Raw genomic sequence first — 22,582 nt, 5'->3', positions numbered from 1 at the left:
TCTGAAGCCGAGGCCGGCCTGTGCTCCCTCCATAATCGGCACAAATACGGCATATGCCCTATTTTTTTGCAAGCCGGTGGGGATTTTGGATTGTGAAACGTCTTAACTGAAGAGGCCCTGCAGGCGAAGGGCCGCCTCACCGTCCAAAACCGTTCATTCATCGACGCATGCCCTTACCCCGCAAACCGGCCTCGACTTTAACGCTCTGCGCTTGGCTGGTTGCGGCGGCGTGCGCTTGCCAGCCGCTACCGCCTCGCGATCCGCAGGATCTCGCCTTCGCGACGCCGCCGCGATGGTCGGAACAGCCGACGCCGCCGGAGCAGTCGGTCACGGCGTGGCTGGATCGCTTTACCGACGCGCAATTGACGGCGTTAGTGGCCGATGGCCTGGCCGGCAATTTCGATTTGAAGGCCGCCGCGGCCCGCATCGATGTCGCTCGCGAACAAGCCGTGGTGGCTGGTGCCGGGCGTTGGCCGCAGACTTATTTCAGTCCCGGTTACCAGCGTAGCCGCGAACTCGGCAGCGAATCCGGCCGGTTTGCCGCGCTGTTTAATTTGAGTTGGGAACTGGATGTCTGGGGCCGGATCAAGGCCGGGCAACAGGCCGCGACCCTTAACGCCGAGGCGGTGACCGACGATTATCGGGCGGCCAGGCTCTCGCTGGCGGCGCGGATTGCCCAAGCTTATTTTGCCTTGGCCGAAGCCCGCTTGCAGGCACAAGTTGCGGCGCAATCGGTGCATGACCGCGGCGTGATCGTCGACCTGGTGCGTGGCCGTTTTAATAGGGGTCTGACCCGCGGCCTGGATTTGCGCCTGGCATTGACCGATCTGGCCAATGCCCAAGCCCAACTGGCGCAAGCCGACAACGATGTGCAATTGTTGGCGCGGCTACTGCAAACCCTGCTCGGCCGTTATCCGGACGGCCGGGTAGCCCAATCCGATGTAAGCAGCACATCCGCTTCCGCTCCGAACAGCTTGCCGGAGCCGCCGCCCGGCCTGGCCGCCGGCCTGCCGGCGGAACTGCTGCAGCGCCGCCCCGACATTACCGCCGCCTTCCAACGCTTGCAAGCCGCCGACTCCGGCCTGGAAAGCGCCGAAAAAGCACTATTGCCGCGGCTGACGTTGACGGCTGCCGGCGGCAGCGCCAGCCCGGCCTTGGCCGAAATTATCGATCCGCGCGCAGCGGCCTGGAATTTGGCGGCCGGCCTGGCTCAACCCTTGTTTACCGGCGACCGTTTGCAAGCCGAGATTCGCTTGAATCAGGCCCGAGTTCGCGAGGCCTACCAACAATACCAGAGCGTGGCGTTGAACGCGTTCCGCGAAGTCGAACAAGCCCTGGCCGCCGAAACCCGCTTGCGGGAGCAGGAACAGGCGCTACGCGAGGCCGTCGAGCAAACCGAAGCCAGCCGCAAGCTGGCGGTGTATTCCTACCAGCAGGGCCTGATCGAAATTCTGACCCTGCTGGACAGCTACCGCAGCACCCTGAACGCGCAAAGCGCGCATCTGGCGGTGCGGCGGCAATTACTAGCCAATCGCATCAACTTGTACTTAGCCTTGGGCGGCCCGGTGTGAACGAAAAATCCCGTTGGTTACAATTGATCTTGCCGGCTGCGGTGTTGAGCGCGGCCGTTGGTGCGGCCTGGGCCATGATCGCCTTGCGGCCGAGCAGTTTTCCGGCGCCGGCCGAGCCGCCGGTACCTCAGGTCGAAGTGGTCGAGGTGCAGCCGCAAACCTTGCAAATGAACGTGCATTCGCAAGGCGTGGTTGCCCCGCGCGAAGCGATCGACCTGATCGCCCAAGTCTCCGGCAAAGTCGAGCAGATGCACCCGGCGCTGGTGTCCGGCGGTTTTTTCAAGGCCGACGAACTGTTGGCGACGATAGACCCGCGCGACTACGATTACGCCATCGTCGCCACCCAGGCCAAGATTGCCGAAGCCAAGCGGGTGCTGATCAACGAACGCGCCCAGGCCGAACAGGCGCTGAGCGAATGGCAGGCACTGGGCCAGGGCGAAGCCAGCGATCTGGCCTTGCGCAAACCGCAACTGGCCGAAGCCGAAGCCAAATTGCAGGCCGCCGCAGCCGATCTGGCCAAAGCCAAACTCGACCGCAGCCGCTGCGAGATCCGGGCGCCGTTTTCCGGCCGGGTGTTGAGCAAGCAAGTCGGCCGCGGCCAGTTTTTGCAGGCCGGCGCGACGATTGCAAGGATTTACGCCAACGACATCGCCGAGATTCGGTTGCCGGTCGGTATCAACGAACTGGCCTTTCTGGATTTGCCGCTGGGCCAAGCCGGCCGCGCGGCGCATTGGCCGGCGGTGACCTTGAGCGCGGAGGTGGCCGGCCAGCCGCAAACCTGGCGCGGGCGCATCGTCCGCAGCGAGGCCGAGCTGGACAGCAGCAGCGGCCAGTTGTTTCTGGTCGCCCAAGTCGAGCAACCCGATCACAGCCGGGACGGCGCCGCGCCGCTGTTGAGCGGCCTGTTCGTCCAAGCCGAAATCGAGGGCGTGGCCCGCGCCGGACTGTATGCCTTGCCGCGTAGCGCGTTGAACAATCTGCAGCAGGTTAAGTTGATCGATGCCGAACAGCGCCTGATGTTCCGCGACGTCGAGATCCTGCGCAGCGAGCCGGGTCGGGTCGTCGTCAAGTCCGGCTTGCAGACCGGCGACCGGGTGGTGGTTTCGGAAATGCCGCTGCCGGTGGCCGGCATGCGGGTCGAAGCGGCGCCAAGCCAACCATGAGCGGCTCGAACGGCGCGGCCCGCCTGGGTGGGGTCTTGGCCTGGTTTGCCGGCAATCCGGTCGCGGCCAATTTATTGATGTTGCTGATCCTGGCTGGCGGCTTGATCGGCATGTTGGACGTCGACAAGGAAGTGTTTCCGCGCTTCAGTCCGCATCAGATCGAAATTACCGCCGTCTTCCCCGGCGCCGGGCCGTCCGAAGTCGAGGAAGCGGTGTGCATCCCAATCGAAGAAGCGGTGCACGACCTGCCCGGCATCAAGCATTTGCACGGCGAAATTCAGGGCGACACCTGCACCTTGGCGGTCGAGATGATGCCCGACCGTGACCGCGAGCAAATGATGGCCTTGCTGCGCGCCAGGGTGCAAGCCATTCCGCGCCTGCCCAGGCAACTGGAAAAAATCGACGTATTGCCGGCCGACCGCAAGGACGACGACGGCGTGATCTGGGTGGCGCTGCACGGCGCTACCGATGCCTTTAAGCTGCAGCAGTTCGGCGATCGGATTCAACAGCAATTGTCGACGATACCGGGCGTCAGCCGGGTGCGCAATTATGGCGAACGCAATTACGAGATCGGCATCGAAGTCGCGCCGGAGCAAATGCGCAAATACCAATTGACGCTGGACGATGTCACCCGGGCTGTGCGCGCGGCGTCGGTCGATCTCCCGGGCGGCTTGGTGCGCAATCCGGACGGCGAATTGTTGCTACGGGTGGCCGGCCGGGCCAAGGATGCCGACGCGGTCGGCGCGTTGATCGTCAAGACTTTGCCGGACGGCAATCGGCTGCAGCTGGACCAAATCGCCACGATCCACGACGGCCTGGAAGAACGCTTGTACGACTGGCGCCACAACGGCGAAACCGCGCAAGGTTGGGAGGTGCATACCGAACGCGACAGCGTGGCAGTGGCGCGCAAAGTCAAATCGGAAATCGCGGCCATGCGCGCCGGCCTGCCGGAAGGTTTGCGTTTGATTACCTGGTGGGACGATTCCCAGGCCTATGACGAACGCATCGGCACTTTGCTCGAAGACGGTTTGAGCGGCTTTTTGCTGGTGTGTTTGGTTTTGACGCTGTTCCTGCGAGTGCGGGTGGCACTATGGGCCGGCGTCGGCATTTTCACCTCGGTGTTGGGCGCATTCTGGCTGATGCCGGCGTTGGATGTTTCGCTGAACATGCTGTCCTTGTTCGGCTTTTTACTGGCGATGGGCGTGCTGGTGGACGATGCGATCATCATCGGCGAAAGCGTGCACAGCCGCCAGCTCGAAGGCGGCGAAACCCCTCTGCAAGCCGCAGTCAACGGCGTGCGCGCGGTGGCCTTGCCGGTCACGCTGTCGGTGTTGATCGTGTTGGTCGCGTTTCTGCCGGGCTTGTATTTACCGGGCTGGGCCGGGCAAATGATGCGGCCGATCTGTCTGATCATGATCCTGACGCTGGTGTTCTCGCTGGTCGAGGCCCTGTTGATCCTGCCCTCGCATCTGGTCGCGCCGGTACCGGCGCCGACCGCCGCCAACGGCTTGCACCGGTTGCGCGCCCGGCTGAACGGCGGCCTGGACAGTTTCGTCGAGCAAGTGTACCGGCCGCTGCTGGCGGGCGCGTTGCGCTGGCGCTATCTGACCGTCGCGCTGTTCGCCGCCTTGTTGATTATTTGTTGGGGGCTGGTCGCCAGCGACCGGGTGCGCCAATCGATCAATCCGGACGTGTCCAAGGACAGCTTCTGGGTGTCGATCCGGCTGCCGCAAAGCGCGCCGTACAGCGAAACCCAAGCCTTGGCCAACCGGGTCGAAAACGCCTTGTTTGAATTACGCGACGAACTGGACGGCGTGCCGCCCGGCGCCGGCAAGCGCGGCCAACACCCCGAGCACAGTGTCATCGTCGGCGTCGAAACCATCGTCTGGGAACACGGCGCCGGCCTGTGGCTGGAATTGTCGGCGGCCGGCCGCCAGCGCATCAAGGTCGAGGACTTCATCCGCGACTGGCGCCAGCGCATCGGCGACATTCAAATCGGCCAGGTCGATTTCATTTTCAAGGAAGGCGACCAACCCTACGACCTGGAACTGACGGTCGGCGCCGACAATCCGGCCCAACTCGGCCCAGCGGTCGAACAGCTCAAGCAACAGATCAAGGGCTTTCGCGGCGCCTACGACGTGATCGATTCCGGCGAACCCGGCAAGCCGGAGATTCACTTAACGCTGAAGCCCGAAGCCGAACGGCTGGGCATGCGCCTGGAACAACTGGCCGAGCAGGTCCGCAACGGCTATTACGGCGAGGAAGTGCATCGCTTCATGCGCGGCCGCAAGGAAGTCAAGGTAATGGTGCGTTTTCCGCTGCGCGAGCGCCGTTCGCTGGAGCAACTCAAGGCCCAGCCGGTGCGCCTGCCCAACGGCGCCAGCGCGCCGCTGTCTAGCTTGGCCGCCGTCGAAGTGCTGCAAGGTTACGCCCGCATCGTGCGCGAAGACCGGCAACGGGTCTTGAAAGTCCAGGCCAGGGTCGATCCGACCGTGGCCGACGCCAACGAAGTCTACGCGGTGCTGGAGCGCGACGTGTTCCCGCTACTGGAAAGCCGTTTTCCCGGCCTGAACGTCAAAATCGGCCAACAGCGCCAGGAACAGAAACAACTGCTGGCCGCATTCGGTAAAAACACGTTGATCGCGCTGTTGGTGATCTACGCGCTGATGGCAGTGCCGTTCCGCTCCTACGCCAAACCGCTAATCTTTCTGCTGGCTGCGCCGGTGGCCTGGTGCGGTGCGGTGCTGGCCCACTGGGCGGCCGGCCTGCCGTTGTCGATGGAATCCCTGGTCGGCATGATCGCCGCCAGCGGCGTCGTCGTCAACGACAGCCTGGTGTTGCTGGACTATCTGCGCCAGCACGACGGCGACGACCGCCCGGTGGACGAGCTGATCGCCGAAGCCTGCTGCTCCCGCTTTCGGCCCATCCTGCTGGCCTTCCTGACCAACTTCGCCGGCTTCCTGCCCACCCTGCTGGAAACCAGCCCGCAAGCCCAATTCCTGATCCCGATGACCTTATCGCTGTCCGCCGGCCTGCTGATCGGCATGGCGGCCAGCTTGATTTTGACCCCGGCGTGTTACGCGCTGTTGGGCGAGAAATGAGCCGAGCGGCGGGGTTAGGGAAAAGTTGCAGTTGCCGGCGAGCGCCAATTTGGCCGACCATCGCTAGGTAACCGTATTCGTCGATGCATGGCGATTCTCAAGTGGAGTGCGGTCTGGAATAGACCAATATGCCGTCTCCCCAAAATCCAGGTGCGCTTAGTGCAACGCTGTCCGTCGAGCGTTGCCGGTAACGGCGTGCTGGTTGTTCGTCAGATGTGCGTCTTAGTCTGCGGCTGCTATATTGACCGTTTTTCAAATCCAGCAAGCAGGAGCAGTAACGCATGAAGCCATTGTTCGAACCTATCCGTATCGGCGAGCTCGAATTGCCCAACCGCATCGTCATGGCGCCGTTGACCCGCTGCCGCGCCAGCGCCGGCCGCGTCCCCAATGCGTTGATGGCGGAGTACTACGCGCAGCGGGCCAGTGCCGGTCTGATTATCAGCGAAGCCACCTGCGTCAGCCCGCAGGGCGTTGGTTATCCGGACACGCCGGGGATCTGGTCGCAAGCGCAAATCGACGGCTGGCGCGGCGTCACCGCGGCCGTCCACGCCGCCGGCGGCCGTATGTTGTTGCAATTGTGGCATGTCGGCCGGATTTCCGACCCCTACTATCTGGATGGGGAATTGCCGGTCGCACCGAGTGCGATTGCCGCCCAAGGCCACGTCAGCCTGTTACGGCCGATGCGCGATTTCGTTACGCCGCGCGCGCTGGCACTGGACGAAATTCCCGCCATCGTCGAAGCCTTTCGCCAAGGTGCGGCCAACGCCAAACTGGCCGGCTTCGACGGCGTCGAAATTCACGCCGCCAACGGCTATTTGCTCGACCAGTTCTTGCAAGACAGTACTAACCGCCGCGACGACGTCTACGGCGGCCCGGTGGCAAACCGCGCCCGCTTGTTGCTGGAAGTGACCGATGCCGCGATTTCGGTCTGGGGCGCCGGTCGCGTCGGCGTGCATCTGTCGCCGCGCTGCGACATGCATAGCATGGGCGACTCCGACCCGCTGGCGACATTCGGTTACGTCGCCGAGCAACTGGGCCGACGCCAGGTCGCCTTTATCTTCACCCGCGAAGCGCAAGGCGCCGACGCGATCAGCCCGGCCTTGAAATGCCGTTTCGGCGGCGTGTTGATCGCCAATGAAAACTTCACGGCGGAGAGTGCGGCACAAGCTGTCGCCGATGGCGAGGCGGACGCGGTGTCGTTCGGCAAACATTTCATCGCCAACCCCGATCTGCCGCGTCGCCTACAAATCGGCGCACCGTTGACGCCGTTCGACGCTGCGACGTTTTATCTCTACGGCGAAGCAGGGCCGAGCAAGGGATATACCGATTATCCGTTTTTAGCCGAGTGAAAGTGGGAAGCCGGCGATCGGCCGGTCCGCCGACCTGCCACACGATAATAAATTGGTTTCGAGCGGAAGCCGAGGGCAATGCAGGCGAGTTTGCCTAGAGAATATCGTCGAATACTTGGCTACCGAGACCGGCCAATCCATCGGAAAGCTTGGCCGTCGCCTGGAATTGGAAATAAAAACGGCCCGTCGCGGCGGGCCGTTCAAGAATCAGTTGAGTGAGAGGTTTAAGCTTCGGTTCTGCGGCGCTGCCAGCCCAAAAAACCAACCAAGCCGCTCAGGAACATCCAGGCGCTTGCCGGCAGCGGCACACCGCTGATGGTTTCGGTTGGAATTCGGTTATTGATAAACGAATCGCTCGCTCCCGCTACACCGATCGATCTGACGTGTAAACCGATGCGTAAATCGCCGCTGGCCAGCGCGGAGCTGATATCGTCGAAGCCGTAGCCGTTATTCAACGACACCAGGATGCCTAACAGGTCGGAGCCGGTATTAACGCCTAGGCTCGGATTACCCGGGTCGACGTTCGCACCGAAATACGGGGTAGGTTGGAAATCCGGGTCTGCGTTATTACCGCCCGGCAACACCACGTTTTTCAAAGTACCGTTGGGTTTGGTCCAGCTCACCGGGCTGAAAGAAGTAAAGCCCTCCAAGCTGTTCAAGATCGCGGTTTGCGAAGCCAGAAAGCCGTTATCGTCGAAGTAAACTTCGGCAATATTGGCGGCGGTCTGGGCGCTGTTAGCAAAGGTAAACAGGACTTGGTTGGTCAGGGTTTGATTCAGAAACGCCGAAGCATCGGCATTGTTGTAGACATCCATTTGCAATTGGCTGCCGACGTCTTCGGCCGCATTGCTGGTGATGCGGGTGAAATTAAAGCTGGTCGGTGCGGCCGAGGCTGAAGCGGCCGATAGCATCAGAACGCCGGCCATCGCCGCGGTTTTGTAAGTAACTGTCCAATTCATTTGCGGTCTCGCTTTTAAAATAGATGGTAGCGATTTTAGCGGCCCGAAACTTAAATGAGACTGAACCAAAGGACAATCGGCTTCACTCCTGGCTGCCCTGCAAGCGCGTCACCCAGGAATCTTTGGCGTAAGGATCGATATGGAACGCCAATGCGGCCGGTTTATGCAGCAAGCCTTCTTCGCCGGACGCATTCGGGTTGAGTTGGCGCTTTTCGACGAAATCGATCAAGCGGCGCAAGTGGTAAATCGCCAGCACCCGATTGGTTTCGGCGCCTTTGTAAACCAGATAACCCACGTTGTCTTCGCCGCTTTCGCTATTGCGCGCCAGCAAGGCGGCCAAGCGCTGCTCGTCGGTACCGGCCAGACTTTTCAAGGCCGAATCGGGATGCGAGCGGATCAGGCCGAGCAAATATTCCGCCAGATTGCCGCTCAGTTGTTGCTGTTGCAAGTCTTCCAATTCGCCATCATCCATCAGAAAGCTTTCAGCCACCAGATAGTGGCGGTCGCGCTCGCCGTCGTTGGCGAACAGCGCTATTTTCGACACGGCTGCATCCTCCAGCGCATGCAAAAATTCCTGCGGCGAGCGTATGTGTTTGTCGATGGTCACCACCCACGGCAACGCCCGGCCGCTGGCCTGAAACCGGGCTTTGACACTGCCGACCACGCCGGAGCGCGACAGCTCCAACTCCCGGCCGGCCGGTTTCACCAAAAATGCATCGACGGCGGTAATCCGGGTACGGAAACCAGCGGCGCGGAATTGTTTGATGATGGCCGAGTAGCGCGGATGGTAAGGAATGCCGGTGCCGTCGTACAAAATGTTGATGCGTTGTTCGCAAGCCCGTTGCGCCACCAAGTCGCGCAGGCGGTTGGCGAAGGGTTCGATGTAGATGTAGTCGTCGCTGTGGTGGTTGGCGGCGGTCAACAAGCGGTACAAGTCGCTGAGCTTGCGGAATTCGTCCAGCGAGGCGATCACGAAATTATCGCCGCAGATCGCGCCGGCAATTTCCTCGACCGCAGTTTTACCGGCCCCGGCTCCGCCCATACTCATTAAAAATTGCGGCTCGGCCACCGCGGTTTTGCCGGCAAAAATCGCGTCGCAGGCAGCCATCAACATCGCGTTGATTTTTCCGAGCCGGGCGTAGGCGATCTCGACGGTACGCCGCAGCCGCGTCTCGCGCTGGGCGGCGGCAAGCATCTTGTCTCTGAGCGATGCGTTGTCCGCCAGCCAGAACAGATTGGCCTGCTCCCCGGCGCACTGCTTCAATAAGTCGATCAACTCGGCCTGGCTCGGCGAGCGCAAACCGGTCAGCATATTCACGTCGAGACAGAATAACGGCGCAACGCCGTCGGCGCGGATCGGAATTGCGTCGATCTCGGTCTTGCCCGGAGCTCGCAAGTCCTCGGTGCCGGGCAGATAGCCGATCACGTGTTCCGATACGCTGAGCGGATTGTCTGCAAAATGTTGGCCGGCGATCAATTGCTCGGCGGCAATGCTCGATAACGGCACCAAGCCGCCGGTCACGGTGAGCAGGCACTCGATACCGTCCGGCGTGGTGTGCGACAGAAACGGAATACCGAGTAAAAACCGTTTGTTCTCCGGCCATTTGCCGTAGCGGTTGGCCTGATTGCGCAAATATTTGCTACGGCTGCAATCGAGCGCATGTTGAAAGGCCCGGCTTAAAGCCCGGTGCTGGCTGGCATGGTCGTGCAACACTCGGGCGTCTTCGACGGTCAGCCGGCGAAAGTCGATACCCTGGTCGTAAACCGCCTTGAAGGCCGGCAGGTTGCCCAGAGCGGAGATAAAGAAATCCAGCGTAATCCGATTGCCGTAAGCGAATGGCCTGATTATGCGTAGCGAGTGGTAAAAACTGGCCAGTCTTTCCGCCATGTCGTCGCTGAAGATCACGAAGCCGTTATTGTCGAAAATCGCGCTATCGCGGTTGCTGTCGCCGTCGAGCACCAAGCGTTCGATGGCGATCCGGAATTGCTTGCGTTTGTCGGCATCCGGCATCGTGCCGGGGCGATGGGGGACGGTGGGCTGATCCTTCCAGTCGCCGAACATCTCGCGGTGGATCCGCGAATATAAACCGGTCATGTAAGTGACCCGTTTAGTCTGATCATGGGAAACCGTGGTTTCCAATTCATTTAACAGCGTGGATAACAGGCTGGTGCCCTGAGCTATCGCCAACGCGGTGCGCAAACGTTTTAACGGGCGGTAACCCGGCAGGTTCCGGCAGGGGTTTGACATGTTCTACCCTCTTTTTATTTTTCGATTGGGAGGCGGCCGTTGCCGGAGCTGAAAATTACGTGGTTTGCCGGCAGAAATCAATCGCTCGCAAACAATCGTTCCGCCCTTTGGGGGCGCCCTTCCAGTAGGGCAGAACTTGCCACGAGCGGCTGCCAACCGGGCGAGGCCAACGCGCCTGAGCTTGCAGGTTTTCTCCCGCGCCGGTCCATACCTAAAATCCGTTTAAATTTTATGCGATTAGATTGCGGACATTAATAACCTGGTTAGCATCTAACTTTGTCCGCCGAAAACACTATCCCAATAATCATTGCCTATACTTTGCCGAAATTAATCAAACAGGTTTAGTTATGGATTTTTTGATCGCTCCGGCCGTCGCTTTGATGAATAGACTAAGTTATCCGGCCAAATTCTTTTTGTTGTTCGTCATAGTCCTGATTCCGATGCTGGGAATGGGTACTATCCTGGTCAAGCAGTTCGTCGGCGAAGTCAATTACCTGGAAGGCGAGCGGCTCGGCTTGGATTACATCAAGTTGCTGCGGCTACCGATCGAGCACATTCAACAGCATCGCGGCATGACCAACGCCTATCGCAACGGCGCAGAACAATTCAAGGAACGCATCATCGGCAAACGTCAGGAGATCGATACCGATTTTGCGGAGTTGGCGCGGCTCGATCAAACGGCAACCATCCTTTTAAAAACGGCCGAGCCGCTGGCCAGACTCCGACAGCAATGGACTTCGGTACAATCCAATGCGATGGAGCAGGAACTAGGCGCGGTGATCGCCGCCCACAATGCCTTGATCGCCGATGGCCTGGATTTGATTACGCATATCGCCAATACCTCCGGCATCGTCCTCGATCCGAAGTTGGACAGTTTTCATCTGGGTTTCGCGTTGACCGTGGATTTGCCGCAACTGATCGAATTCATGGGCCAAACCCGGGCGCTGGCATCCGGAGCCGCCGCGAAAGGCCAACTCAGCCCGGAAACGAAAAACAAACTGTTGCTGCTGATGGCCAACATCGACACTTATGCCCGAAAATTGGATCGAGGGTTACGAGTAGCCGCCGCCGAAAATCCCGAGGTCGGCTCTAAACTTCAGGTTGCTATCCAGAACCACAGCCAGGCCTTGCAGGCGATGCAGGATTTGATCCGGCGCGAATTGCTGGAAAGCGATACTGTTCGCGTTGGTAGCGACAGCGTGTTCCAGATGTCCACCGACGCCATCACCCAGTCTTACCGACTCTACAACGGTCTGATTCAAGAACTGAGCGGCCTGTTCGCGGCCCGCGCCGACGCGGCGAACCAGTCTTTGCAACTGACTGTGGCCGGTTTGGCCGGGATATTGATCGCCGTGGTGCTACTGCTGGCCGGACTGACCCGCTCGGTAAACCGGAATATCACGTTGATCAATAGCGCCACCCAACGCATTGCCAGAAACGACTTGACTGTAAGGCTGCATATCGAATCCGAGGACGAAATGCGCGAAATCGGCAAGAATTTCAATGCGATGGTCGAAACCAGCTCGGCGCTGCTGCGCCAGATCATGCATACCAGCAGTGAGCTGCATGTGTCTTCGGAACAGGTCTATAACGTCGCCAGCCAGAGCGCCGCCCATATTGACCGCCAACGCCAAGAGACCGCGTCGGTGGCAACCGCGGTTACCGAGATGAGCGCAACGATCCACGATGTGGCGGCCACCACCAGTAACGCGGCGCAGGCCGCCAGCAGTGCCAACGAGCAGGCCAAAAACGGTAAAAACGTGGTCCAGAGTACCACCCAGGCCATCAGCCAGTTGGCGCGCGACGTCGAAGCGGCCGCTAACGTGATTCGAAATCTGGAAAAGAGCAGCGAATCGATCGGCGCGTTGTTGGATGTGATCAAAAGCATCGCCGAACAGACCAATCTGCTGGCGCTGAACGCTGCGATCGAAGCGGCCAGAGCCGGCGAGCACGGCCGCGGTTTCGCGGTCGTAGCCGACGAGGTGCGCAGCCTGGCCAGCCGGACCCAAGAATCCACTGCAACGATAGAAAACATGATCGCCCAATTGCAAAGCGGTACGCGCGAGGCGGTCAGGGTGATGCAACAGAGCTGTAGCCAAGCCCAGATCGGCGTCGAGCGTTCGCAAGACGCTATGGCGATGTTGGAATCGATCGGCCGTTCGGTGGCGACGATAGACGCGATGAATTTGCAGATCGCCAGCGCCGCCGAGCAGCAAAGCGCCGTGACCGAAGAAATCAACCGCAACATCATCCACATCACTAGCCTGTCCGAGCAAACCGCGACCGGTGCAGAACAAACCACGCAAGCCGCCAGCCATCTGAACCGGCTGGCGGAAAATCTGAACGGCTTGATTAACCAGTTCAAGATCGGCGCTTGACTTGCCGCGCAGCCCGGTAAACTGGCCTGCCTGGTTACAAGCGGAGAACGACTATGAAAACCTTGATGATATTGCTGAGTATCTGCGGCGTCGCGCTGCCGGCGTTCGGCGCCGAAACCTGCGCGGACCTGCTGAACTTTAAAATGGCCCGGTTGCGATCCACCGAACAAATCGACTTTTGCCAAGCCTTCCGGGGTAAACTGGTTCTGGCGGTCAACACCGCCAGTAATTGCGGCTACACCCCGCAATTCAAAGGTCTGGAAGCGCTATATCAAAAATACAAGGATCGCGGGTTGGCAGTGGTGGGCTTTCCGTCCAACGACTTCAATCAGGAATTCGACGAGGCCGAAAAAACCGCGAAAGTGTGTTACATCAATTACGGCGTGACCTTCCCGATGCTGGAGAAAAGCGCGGTGACCGGCGCCAATGCCAACCCATTCTTCCGGAAACTGGCCGAGGCCAGCGGCCAGGCGCCGCAATGGAACTTTCATAAATATCTAATCGGCCGTAATGGCGAGTTAATCTCGGCTTTCCCCAGTAACACTACGCCGGAGCAATTGGACGCTAAAATCGGCGAATTGCTGTCAGGGCGTTGATTCCGTGCGGGTCGGGAAAATTTCGTGCTGCGCTAGTCGCCGTTCTTGAAGTTTTTCCCGATTCGGCCGGTTCTTGGCTTCCGCGTAGAAATTTTCAGCAAGCGTAAAAACTTCGGGCACTCGAAATGGCTGGCCGCGTTGCAGTCGGCGGCATGAAGCAGGCCGTCGCGCATCAAGGCCAATTCCTGGATTCTGCGATCCAGCTCCAGAGCCTGCGCGCGCAACAAATCGCGGTCGATGTTCATCCCGTCGGCCGAGAACATCGTGGCAATCTGGTCCAGCGACAACCCGGCACGCCGGCCCAAAGCGATCAGCCCCAGCCTTTGCAACGTCGCAGTATCGAATTGCCGCCGCAGGCCGACCCGGCCGCTGGAGCGGATCAGGCCTTTTTCCTCGTAATACCGCAACGTCGACGCCGGCAATCCGGAAATCCGTGCGACTTCGGCAATATCCATTAGCTTTCCTTTCAAAATTAATACTTGACTTAAAGTCGACTTGAATTCGTATTCTGAGCCGGAACCCCATTCCCCGCAATGCCCGATGCAACGCGGCGGCATGGCATCGAACCCGAATCCGTGAGGAGAAAATATGGATGCAAATTTTTGGCACCAAAAATGGGAACGCCGCGAAATCGGCTTTCATCAGCAACAGGCCAACCCGTTATTGGTGGCCCATTTCGATAAATTGAAGCTGGCAGCCGGCAGCCGGGTAATGTTGCCCTTGTGCGGCAAAACCCGCGACATCGCCTGGTTGCTGGCATCCGGTTTCCGCGTCGCCGGCGCGGAACTGAGCAAGATCGCGGTCGAGGAGTTGTTCGACGAACTGGAACTGGAGCCGCAAATTCAATCAGCCGGCCCGCTATGGCACTACCGGGCGGATAACATCGACCTGTTCGTCGGCGATATTTTCGAGCTGTCGGCCGACCTGCTCGGTCCGGTGGACGCGGTATACGACCGTGCCGCTTTAGTCGCATTGCCCGCCGAAATCCGACAAAAATACGCAGCCCATCTGACCGGTTTGACAGCCGTCGCTCCGCAGTTGCTGGTGGCATACGAATACGACCAACTGTTGGCGGAAGGCCCGCCGTTTTCGGTGGCAACAGACGAAGTATGCGACCTTTACTCTGGCAACTACCGCTTGACGCTGCTGGCGCGCACCGAGGTCGAAGGCGGCTTGAAAGGCATCGTGGCGGCGGTCGAGGCGACTTGGTTGATGGAAAAAACGGGCTGAAAGCTGCGGCCGCTAGGTTGTAACGGCTACTATACTGGCGGCCCCTCCCCTCTTGGCGTTATATCAGCCAGAAAATACCATTCTGCAACACGCAAAGTTTGCGAACTCCATTTGGCAGGATGTAGCCAAATCAATGCGACTTGGACAGAGAGACACAGTCGACCGCCTGCTAATGCAGCGCAAAAATAGCATGTCTGATCTGCCGGTCTTTGTTAAAATAATTCAGAGTTACGGAGTGTAGCTCAGCTTGGTAGAGCACTGCCTTCGGGAGGCAGGGGCCGGAGGTTCGAATCCTCTCACTCCGACCAACAAATCCTTTCAAGTCAAAGAATTATCTTGTTCCGCTTTTTTGCTGGCGATATTTTGACGACTCCGCGCGACGTATCAGCGTCAACTCTGGCTTACTCGTCCCGTTCACAATAGCTCGCGCAGTCTATGAGATTGGCTATTTCCACCTTGCTGTAGTGGGTGATCTAGGCTTTTTTGTTTTACCCTTTCGGGCACAAGGGCTGTTGCCGTGATCGAGTTGCGGCGCTGCGGTTACGAAAAATGATCCTGCATTTTCCGCACTTCCGGCTTCCCTGTAGGTCGGCGTACGGACTGGCGCATTGACGAAGATGCCAAGCCAAGCGGTCGGCCAAGGGCGAGTGGTAGGCTTCTACTCCCGGTGCATGAGGATTCGTAAGGAGATAGCGCTTGGCCCGATCTGGCTAGCCCATCGGAAAAGAGCCGGGCGCGACTGACTACTCCTGGACGGTCTGTGTCTTTGAGGGAGCTGTTTGTAATTTGAATGCCTGCTGGTATCTGTTGGAAGATGCCTACAATGCCCCTGGTAGCGTTGAATTCCGATAGCAATCAAAACCAAGCGCCAATAATCAGTAACCCAGCAAGAAAATGCGGACGTGATCGGCGAAGACTAAGCCCAGCGGTTGGTAAGCCATGCGCAAGCATTTTGCTGGCTGGGTTTACATACCCAACGCCCACGCCAATAAGTTGGACGCAAGAAATGCTGAAACCAGGAAAAAGCAGGCCGCAGGCGCGCGGATTGTGGACTTGGTCATCGACTACCGCATAAGCGATAGATAATCAGGAATATTTGCAGTGGGGTGCGAGAGCAGCGCGATTAATACGCCGAGCTGTCTGGTAGAGGCGAGGGTTTAATTACGAGCCGGCAAAGAGAGTTGATCGATACTCCAAAAATTGACGAAATTTGCCTACAAAGTGCCTAAACAAAACCATCAGTCGATAAAAAAGGCCTAGGTCGTTAAACCTAAGCCTTTGATTTGTCTGGTAGCGGGGGCAGGATTTGAACCTACGACCTTCGGGTTATGAGCCCGACGAGCTACCAAGCTGCTCCACCCCGCGATTAATGTTTCACATTATACAGCCGCCCCCAAAAAAAGCAAGCTGTAAGCCTTGTCCAATGGTAAAGGAGTCTAAACGAGGAGCTGTATTTCTACTGTAAAGCGAACCCGGGAGCATAATCGCAACCTTACAGCCTTAAGGATTAAAAACGCTGCAGCAGGTGCTCGTCTTCGTTCCCAGCAACGCTGCCAATCGCAACTTGGTACGGACGCATAGTATGGCGATACAGTGCCAAGTCTTGCGAGAGCGGGTATTCGAACCGAAGCCGGACTGATCATATAGGGCTAAAAAGGCCTAGGCTTTCACAATAACTGTTGCACACGGGAGATATACGGCACGGATTTTATATTTGGCTACTGGTCTGCCGTCAAAAACTCACCCCGCCCTGTCAATCATTCCCTCAACCTGCTTGGCAAACGCTTTCAAGTCGCCTTTCTTGACCGTGGCGCGCGGAATCACGATGGCCGCATCGATATCGACGTAGATGTAGACGTAATCCTTATGCTTTTCGACCCGCAGCATGTCTTTCCACGGGGTTTTGCTTTTGCCGCCTGGAGCCCGTTCCTGCAGGAATTCCGGTTCGATCGTCAAATGGTGCATGCCGAACAGCGCTTTCTTTTCCGCTTCGGTGTATTTGTTGAAAAACTGCCGGCGCATGTCGATCTTCATGATGAACGGCGAGGCAATTGCCCAGGCCAGCGCCAACACAGTGATGTAGGCGGTGGTTTTCATATCCACGTAATACACGTAGTAAAACAGCGCAATCGCCATCATTACGCCCGGTGCGAAGATGCGGTTCTGGCGAATTTTTTTCTGCATTTCCGGGTCGCTTTTCAGGCGCAGTTCGTTGAAATGAACCAGATCTTCTTCGCGGAATTCGTATTCGATATCTAACATGGATAAGCTCGGTTAAGGGATTAATGCATTTTCATTTTGGCGTGGGTACTGCGCCGGAACAGGTTCGACAAGGTCAGCATTGCGGTGCGGAAATAGCCGTGGATCGCTACTTGGTGCATTTTGTACAACGACAAATACACCATGTAGGCGATGAAGCCGCCGACGCTGACGGTGCCCATCAAACTGCCCATCAGGCTGCCGACGGTGCTGAATTTGCCCAACGACACCAGCGAGCCGTAGTCGCGGTAGACGAATTTGACGCCCGGTTTGCCTTTCAGGCGATTGACGATGCTCTTGGCGACGGCCGATGCCATTTGATGGGCGGATTGGGCACGCGGCGGCACATTGCCGCCATGGCCGACCCATTCGCAGGCGGCGCAATCGCCGATTGCAAAGATATCCGGATCGCTGGTCTGCAAGGTTTGATCAACCACCAATTGGTTGATGTGGTTGGTTTCCAAGCCGTCCAGGTTTTTCATCCAGTCCGGCGCCTTGATGCCGGCCGCCCAGACTTTCAGGTCGGCGTCGAACACTTCGCCGTCGTGGGTATGCACCGCGGTTTCGGTGACTTCGGTGACGCGCCGGCCCAGTTTCAGGCTGATGCCCAGTTTGACCAGTTGCTCCATCGTCGCTTGCGACAGTTTGGCCGGCAATGCCGGCAACAACTGGGTCGCGGCTTCGATGATGGTGATGTTGACGGCAATCGAGCCTTCCAAACCGTAGGTGGCCAGCAATTTGGTCACTTCGTGCAATTCGGCCGACAGTTCAACCCCAGTGGCGCCGGCGCCGACGATGACGATGGACAGCGGCTTGTCGCGCTGCTGGTTTTGATTGGCGTAGGATTGCAGGTAATAGGTTTCCACCAGTTGCTTCTGGAAGCGAAAGGCTTCCTTGGTGGTATCGATGAAGCGGCAGTATTTGTCGACGCCTTTGATGCCGAAGGTGTTGCTGACGCTACCGACCGCCATCACCAACGTGTCGTATTTGAAACGGCGTTGCGGGATCAATTCGGCGCCTTGCTTGTTGGTAATCGGCGCGACGATGATTTCCTTGTTGGCGCGGTCCAGGCCTTCCATTTTGCCGAACAGAAAACGGAAATGGTTGCGGTGGGCCTGCGACAGGTACTCGATTTCTTCGGCCTCGGCCAGCGTGCCGGAGGCCACTTCGTGCAACAACGGTTTCCAGATATGGGTGGAGGCGGCGTCCAGCAGCGTGATTTCCGCCTTGCCGGCTTTGCCGAGTTTTTGTCCCAGTTCGGTCGCCAACTCCAGGCCGGCCGCACCGCCGCCGACGATCAATATCTTGTGTTTTTCCGCCATGCTGTTCCCCCCTCGAGTGATGCCAGGCCTTAGCCAAGCCCAGAAAGCGCCGTCCCTGCATTGTTTTGAATTCCCTCGCTCGCGGCATTATAACCAATCGCATCCCGGCTGGCCGATTTTGACGGGCTGCGCCTCGCGCCGATGCCAGAGTAGCGCGTCTACGAATGCCGACGGCACGAGTTTTTAATAAACCGTTAAGTTTGGCAAAGGACCATGCCGCCGAGTCCGCTGGAAAAGGACCGACTATGTTCAACCACTTAAATTACGACATGGCTTCGAAATATTTGCCGCTGAGGCTACTGGCTTCGATAGTGTTACTGGCCGGATGCGCCTCCGAGCCGCCGCTGCCGCCTTCGGATTCGCAGGCGCAAATGCCGTCTTACCGCGACCAGGCACTTTATAACCAGCCCTACACGGTGAAAGGCAAAACCTATTTTCCGTTATTGAGCCGGGACGGTTACCGGGAAGTCGGGCTGGCGTCCTGGTACGGCGCCGAATCCGGCGAGCGCACCGCCAACGGCAACCGTTTCAAACCCAACGGCCTGACCGCCGCCCACAAGACGCTGCCGATACCGTCCAAAGTCAGGGTCACCAATCTGGCAAACGGCCGCCATATCGATGTCACGGTCAACGACCGCGGCCCGTTCGTCGCCGATCGCTTGATCGACTTATCGCACGGCGCCGCCAAACGCATCGGCGTTAACGGCTTGGCGCAAGTGTCGGTGGAAATTCTGGATGCCTCGCCCGGCTCGCGCTGAGCGGGCGAAGCCGAAATCTAACCGTTCTGTAGCGCTTAACCAAGGCGGCTAGCGGAAAGCTCGCCGCCGGGCTGCGACAAAACCGGCAAGCGCCGAGCCGAATAGCCAGACCGCTCCTGGCAGCGGTACGACCTGTACCGCGGCATTCACGCTATCAGGCGCGAAATCGGAAATCTGGCCGAATCCTGCCGGTTGCAAACCGTCGCGCGGCCACAGGTTCCAAGTATATTGGGACTTGCTGAAGCCGGCCGACGGCAGCCAACTGCCCAAAATATCCAGACTCAATTTAGCACCGTCGATTACGGCCGTACCTGCTGCGAACGGCGTCGAAACAACCGGTTGCGGCACTAACAGATTCACCGCGCCGCTGCCGTTGGCATTGATCACGACTACCGAGTCGAACAATACGTTCGGCAGACCGTTCGCCGCAAAGCGGCCGGTGCCGGCACCGCGGTCGAAACCCAGCACGTACAAGCCGCCGGGGGAGGTGCCGATTGCGGCGGCAAAGGTGCTTTCGAAATGAAATATATCGGTTAGCGGATTGTAAGCGACCGATGCGCTTACCACATCCAAATCGCCGGCGGTACTGCCGGCATATCCGGCCACATAATCGGCGGTGGCGTCGTTCACCAGGCCGACCTGAGCCTGTGCCGCGGCGCTTAGTATTGCCGCCGCCAGTAGTTGCTTCGCAATTTTTAATCTCATACGTCCATCCTCTGTTGTCATGATCGATCGGATACGGCAAACCGCCGGCAAAACCGGGATTCGTCGATAACGGGTGATGCGGGTTACATGGGTTTGGCATGTATCCACGTCGGGCTTGAACGAGCCGGCCTGGGTTTAACAAGGGGGACGAGAAGCAAACCGGACAGCGCTCGACAGTTAATCCCGAGACGGCTACCGCAGGTTCAACGCTGCGAAAAAATCGCTAAGGATTCCGTTCCGCCAAGCCAATAAACCGGATTTAGAGAGCCGGGATTTTCAGTTTCGATTCAGCTAGCTTGGTTACAGTGCGCGCCGGCATTCAGTTTCGGCCCGCCCGAGCTTGAATGCGGTGCTATCCAAAATCGAATCGAACTGAATCATATGCCCAAACACTACGGATTATTGCCGTTTTTGCTGGCCGGCTTTATGGCCCACAGCGTGGCGGCCGCCGAAGCCGAAACCCATTTCCCACCAACTGAGAACGCCGCCGACACACTGTCCAGCGTCGAAGTCGAGGAAAGCTTCGAAAAGGCGGCGACTTTTTCCGGTTCGACGGCGGTGATCAGTAAAGACACCTTGGAAAGGGATCAAGTGTTCACCGTCAACGAAGCCTTGCGCAAGGCGCCGGGCGTCTACGTCCGAGATGAAGAGGGCTTCGGTTTGCGGCCGAATATCGCCTTTCGCGGCCAGAACCCGTTCCGTTCCACCAAGGTGTTGTTCCTGGAAGACGGCATTCCGTTCAACTTCGCGCCCTACGGCGACAACGACATTTACTACCATCCGCCGATCGAACGTTACGACGGCATCGAGATTTACAAAGGCGCCGACCTCACCCAATTCGGCCCGCAAACCATCAATGGTGCGGTCAATTATCTGACACCGAAAGTACCTAATACTCCCGGCGGTTTCGTCAGTTTTACCGGCGGCAACCGCGACTATCTGAACGGCCACGCCCGCTACGGCAGCATGGTCAACAACGTCCGGGGGCTCGACGCGGTGGGCGGCGTAATCGATTACATACACAAGGAAGGTATGGCAAACCGCGACAACACCTTTGCGGTGGTCGATGACGTCAATCTGAAAAGTATCGTCGACTTCGATGCCCGCAATCGTCTGACTTTACGCGGTGACTTTTACCATCAGGACGAACCTGGCGCGGCCTTCGGTTTGACCGACGCCGAATACCGCAAGCTGGGTGCCCGTTATAACCCGGACAAAAACGCCAGTTTCACCAACGACCGTTGGTCGACTTCCGCGACTTACGAACACAGCTTCAACAGTGACGTGACCCTGGAAACCAGTTTTTATTGGTCGGCCTACGAACGTAACTGGTGGCGGCAGCAGAACGAATTTCCGACCGAAAGCCAATGCTCGGCAAGTTATCCGGCTTACGTTGCCAGCCGCCAAAACGGAATACCGATCGATATGGATTTGTGCAATTACACGGTTGGCCGCAAGCGCAATTACCAAACCTGGGGCGTGGCGCCGACCTTGCACGCCAAACACGATTTGTTCGGGATCGAAAGTCGGTTGGACGCCGGTTTCCGCGGCCACTTCGAAAGCCAGGACCGGGAAATGATCCGGGGAAATACGCCGAACGCTCGCGCAGGCCAGCTATTGGAGAAAAACGAACGTTTCGCTGATGCCTATTCCGGATTTGTCCAAAACAAATTCATTTGGGGCGACTGGACGGTTACTCCGGGCGTGCGCGTCGAATCGGTCGGCTACCGCCGCAGCAACTTGCTGAATGGCGCCCAAGGCCAGCACAGCTTGACCGAAATTCTGCCTTCGTTTGCGCTGACCTATTCGCCTGTCGATCGGGCCGACCTGTTCTTCGGGATTCACCGCGGTTTTGCGCCGCCGCGGGTTGAAGACGCGGTTTACAACGATACCGGCGGTTCGGCCGAGATCGGCGCGGAGATCAGTTGGAACACCGAATTCGGTATCCGCGCTCGGCCGCTGCGCGGCGTCAAAGCCGAGTTGACTTACTTTCACAACGACTTCGAGGCGTTGACCGTGTTAGGTACGGTCGGCGGCGGCACCGTGCCGGTGGCGCAGGGCAAGGCTTTGTACGAAGGGATTGAGCTGATGGCGCGGGCCGATTTCGGTGACGTATTCGATTCGGCGCATAACCCCTACGCCCAAATCGCCTATATGTGGTTGCCGACCGCAGAAACCAACGAGGCCTTCCGTTGTGTGCCGTTATCCAGCGGGGTTCTGCCCGCAAGCTGTCCGGACGGTTATGTCCGCGGTTCCGCCGCAGGCAAGCGCGCACCGTACGCGCCGGAAAGCCTGTTGACCGCAACCCTGGGCTACTCGCATGTAAACGGCTTCGACGCCCATTTGGAAGCGGCCTTCGTCAGCGAACAATATGCCGATTTCCTGAATCTGGACAGCGGCGCCGACCACCCGGATGGGCCCACCAGCAACGCGGCATTGGGCGGCAGCTACGGCAAAATCAACGACTACGTGGTCGTCAACTTCGCCAGCTCCTACAAAGTGCAGAAGGATTTGACCCTGTTCGTGGCGATGAAAAATCTGCTGGACAACACTTATATCACCGACCGGGTGCGAGGTATCCAGTCCGGCATGCCGCGTCTGGTCCAGGCCGGGTTCAAGTACGAGTTCTGACTCGGTTTTGTCGGGATTGCGTCTGTTCCGCGGAAAAGGGCGTTTTAATGGCGGAACCCCGCCCTGAATGTTCGCTTTGGCGTAACGCGGCGGCCCGGTCAACAGCCTGTCATGTTGCTCTGGCAAGATTCCGCTGATTGGCGCGGGCATGCGGTCAATATGAAATATTATTAAAACTTCATATTTTTGCTAAGATAGCCCTCGTTTGCGTGGTGCCGGCGCTGACGCCCTCCAAAGTCGGGCTGGTGCCGCCAAACCATCATTTCGGAGTGGCGCGCCGTTCGAACCAGGTTCAGTGTCCACCATAACCTT

The 22,582-nt window shown here is 58.6% G+C and carries 15 protein-coding genes and 2 tRNA genes; 10 read left to right on the top strand and 7 right to left on the bottom strand.

The genetic code is table 11. The features are described from left to right. Positions 1-167: 167 nt before the first annotated feature. The 4 genes from NP603_RS00160 to NP603_RS00145 all read left to right on the top strand — a co-directional run bounded on the left by NP603_RS00160 (position 168) and on the right by NP603_RS00145 (position 7,184). Complete coding sequence (locus NP603_RS00160) at positions 168-1,571, top strand: efflux transporter outer membrane subunit (protein ID WP_256608890.1); 1,404 nt, start codon at positions 168-170, stop codon at positions 1,569-1,571. Then, positions 1,568-2,734, top strand: a complete 1,167-nt coding sequence (locus NP603_RS00155; RefSeq protein ID WP_256608889.1) for an efflux RND transporter periplasmic adaptor subunit — start codon at positions 1,568-1,570, stop codon at positions 2,732-2,734. Before NP603_RS00160 ends, NP603_RS00155 begins: the two co-directional genes overlap by 4 nt. Next, positions 2,731-5,835 carry an efflux RND transporter permease subunit gene (locus tag NP603_RS00150; protein ID WP_256608888.1) on the top strand — a complete coding sequence of 1,035 codons (3,105 nt, stop codon included), beginning with the start codon at positions 2,731-2,733 and terminating at the stop codon, positions 5,833-5,835. Before NP603_RS00155 ends, NP603_RS00150 begins: the two co-directional genes overlap by 4 nt. A gap of 281 nt (positions 5,836-6,116) precedes the next feature. Next, complete coding sequence (locus NP603_RS00145; RefSeq protein WP_256608887.1) at positions 6,117-7,184, top strand: alkene reductase; 1,068 nt, start codon at positions 6,117-6,119, stop codon at positions 7,182-7,184. A 224-nt stretch (positions 7,185-7,408) separates the two neighbouring features. On the opposite strand, the gene NP603_RS00140 is transcribed toward NP603_RS00145, so the two are convergent. Together NP603_RS00140 and NP603_RS00135 are read right to left on the bottom strand one after the other, a co-directional pair. Further along, positions 7,409-8,143, bottom strand: coding sequence for a VPLPA-CTERM sorting domain-containing protein (locus NP603_RS00140; RefSeq protein ID WP_256608886.1), 735 nt, complete (start codon positions 8,141-8,143; stop codon positions 7,409-7,411). Positions 8,144-8,225: 82 nt separating this feature from the next. Continuing rightward, entirely contained in the window at positions 8,226-10,391 is a 2,166-nt protein-coding gene (locus NP603_RS00135) for a zeta toxin family protein (protein WP_256608885.1), read from the bottom strand. 380 nt (positions 10,392-10,771) lie between these two features. Here NP603_RS00135 and NP603_RS00130 point away from each other — a divergent pair, with 380 nt between their 5' ends. Further along, positions 10,772-12,769, top strand: coding sequence for a methyl-accepting chemotaxis protein (locus NP603_RS00130; protein WP_256608884.1), 1,998 nt, complete (start codon positions 10,772-10,774; stop codon positions 12,767-12,769). A gap of 53 nt (positions 12,770-12,822) precedes the next feature. After that, positions 12,823-13,365 carry a glutathione peroxidase gene (locus NP603_RS00125; RefSeq protein WP_256608883.1) on the top strand — a complete coding sequence of 181 codons (543 nt, stop codon included), beginning with the start codon at positions 12,823-12,825 and terminating at the stop codon, positions 13,363-13,365. A gap of 32 nt (positions 13,366-13,397) precedes the next feature. Here the strand turns inward: NP603_RS00125 and NP603_RS00120 are convergent, their stop codons facing one another. Continuing rightward, complete coding sequence (locus NP603_RS00120; RefSeq protein ID WP_256608882.1) at positions 13,398-13,820, bottom strand: helix-turn-helix domain-containing protein; 423 nt, start codon at positions 13,818-13,820, stop codon at positions 13,398-13,400. A 133-nt stretch (positions 13,821-13,953) separates the two neighbouring features. Here NP603_RS00120 and tmpT point away from each other — a divergent pair, with 133 nt between their 5' ends. Together tmpT and NP603_RS00110 are read left to right on the top strand one after the other, a co-directional pair. Further along, positions 13,954-14,595 carry a thiopurine S-methyltransferase gene (gene tmpT, locus NP603_RS00115; RefSeq protein WP_256608881.1) on the top strand — a complete coding sequence of 214 codons (642 nt, stop codon included), beginning with the start codon at positions 13,954-13,956 and terminating at the stop codon, positions 14,593-14,595. A gap of 231 nt (positions 14,596-14,826) precedes the next feature. After that, positions 14,827-14,903, top strand: a tRNA-Pro gene (locus NP603_RS00110). Positions 14,904-15,883: 980 nt separating this feature from the next. Here NP603_RS00110 and NP603_RS00105 read toward each other — a convergent pair. The 3 genes from NP603_RS00105 to NP603_RS00095 form a co-directional block, all read right to left on the bottom strand. Further along, positions 15,884-15,960 (bottom strand) — tRNA-Met (locus NP603_RS00105). Between the two features lie 375 nt (positions 15,961-16,335). Further along, the gene (locus NP603_RS00100) at positions 16,336-16,857 is read right to left on the bottom strand and encodes a YcxB family protein (RefSeq protein ID WP_256608880.1); all 522 of its coding nucleotides are present in this window, start codon (positions 16,855-16,857) and stop codon (positions 16,336-16,338) included. Positions 16,858-16,877: 20 nt separating this feature from the next. After that, positions 16,878-18,176 (bottom strand): NAD(P)/FAD-dependent oxidoreductase, encoded by a 1,299-nt coding sequence (locus NP603_RS00095; RefSeq protein ID WP_256608879.1) that lies wholly within the window; start codon positions 18,174-18,176, stop codon positions 16,878-16,880. 245 nt (positions 18,177-18,421) lie between these two features. On the opposite strand from NP603_RS00095, the gene NP603_RS00090 reads away from it, so the two are divergent. Then, positions 18,422-18,934 (top strand): septal ring lytic transglycosylase RlpA family protein, encoded by a 513-nt coding sequence (locus NP603_RS00090; protein ID WP_256608878.1) that lies wholly within the window; start codon positions 18,422-18,424, stop codon positions 18,932-18,934. A gap of 48 nt (positions 18,935-18,982) precedes the next feature. Here NP603_RS00090 and NP603_RS00085 read toward each other — a convergent pair whose 3' ends face one another. Further along, on the bottom strand, positions 18,983-19,639 hold the full coding sequence (locus NP603_RS00085; RefSeq protein ID WP_256608877.1) for a PEP-CTERM sorting domain-containing protein: 657 nt from the start codon (positions 19,637-19,639) through the stop codon (positions 18,983-18,985). Positions 19,640-20,020: 381 nt separating this feature from the next. On the opposite strand from NP603_RS00085, the gene NP603_RS00080 reads away from it, so the two are divergent. After that, positions 20,021-22,270 carry a TonB-dependent receptor family protein gene (locus tag NP603_RS00080; protein ID WP_256608876.1) on the top strand — a complete coding sequence of 750 codons (2,250 nt, stop codon included), beginning with the start codon at positions 20,021-20,023 and terminating at the stop codon, positions 22,268-22,270. Positions 22,271-22,582: the final 312 nt, after the last annotated feature.

The sequence above is a fragment of the Methylomonas aurea genome, from assembly GCF_024505045.1.
GTDB lineage: Bacteria > Pseudomonadota > Gammaproteobacteria > Methylococcales > Methylomonadaceae > Methylomonas > Methylomonas aurea.
The sequence above is the reverse complement of the archived record's forward strand: the minus strand, read 5'-3'. Positions and strand labels throughout refer to the sequence as shown.

Excerpts from the sequence above, each read along its gene's own strand:
- NP603_RS00150 (WP_256608888.1), top strand. The coding sequence starts at position 2,731 with ATGAGCGGCTCGAACGGCGCGGCCCGCCTGGGTGGGGTCTTGGCCTGG.
- NP603_RS00120 (WP_256608882.1), bottom strand. The coding sequence starts at position 13,820 with ATGGATATTGCCGAAGTCGCACGGATTTCCGGATTGCCGGCGTCGACG.
- NP603_RS00140 (WP_256608886.1), bottom strand. The coding sequence starts at position 8,143 with ATGAATTGGACAGTTACTTACAAAACCGCGGCGATGGCCGGCGTTCTG.
- NP603_RS00145 (WP_256608887.1), top strand. The coding sequence starts at position 6,117 with ATGAAGCCATTGTTCGAACCTATCCGTATCGGCGAGCTCGAATTGCCC.
- NP603_RS00085 (WP_256608877.1), bottom strand. The coding sequence starts at position 19,639 with ATGAGATTAAAAATTGCGAAGCAACTACTGGCGGCGGCAATACTAAGC.
- NP603_RS00090 (WP_256608878.1), top strand. The coding sequence starts at position 18,422 with ATGTTCAACCACTTAAATTACGACATGGCTTCGAAATATTTGCCGCTG.
- NP603_RS00080 (WP_256608876.1), top strand. The coding sequence starts at position 20,021 with ATGCCCAAACACTACGGATTATTGCCGTTTTTGCTGGCCGGCTTTATG.
- NP603_RS00160 (WP_256608890.1), top strand. The coding sequence starts at position 168 with ATGCCCTTACCCCGCAAACCGGCCTCGACTTTAACGCTCTGCGCTTGG.
- NP603_RS00100 (WP_256608880.1), bottom strand. The coding sequence starts at position 16,857 with ATGTTAGATATCGAATACGAATTCCGCGAAGAAGATCTGGTTCATTTC.
- tmpT (WP_256608881.1), top strand. The coding sequence starts at position 13,954 with ATGGATGCAAATTTTTGGCACCAAAAATGGGAACGCCGCGAAATCGGC.
- NP603_RS00130 (WP_256608884.1), top strand. The coding sequence starts at position 10,772 with ATGAATAGACTAAGTTATCCGGCCAAATTCTTTTTGTTGTTCGTCATA.
- NP603_RS00095 (WP_256608879.1), bottom strand. The coding sequence starts at position 18,176 with ATGGCGGAAAAACACAAGATATTGATCGTCGGCGGCGGTGCGGCCGGC.
- NP603_RS00125 (WP_256608883.1), top strand. The coding sequence starts at position 12,823 with ATGAAAACCTTGATGATATTGCTGAGTATCTGCGGCGTCGCGCTGCCG.
- NP603_RS00135 (WP_256608885.1), bottom strand. The coding sequence starts at position 10,391 with ATGTCAAACCCCTGCCGGAACCTGCCGGGTTACCGCCCGTTAAAACGT.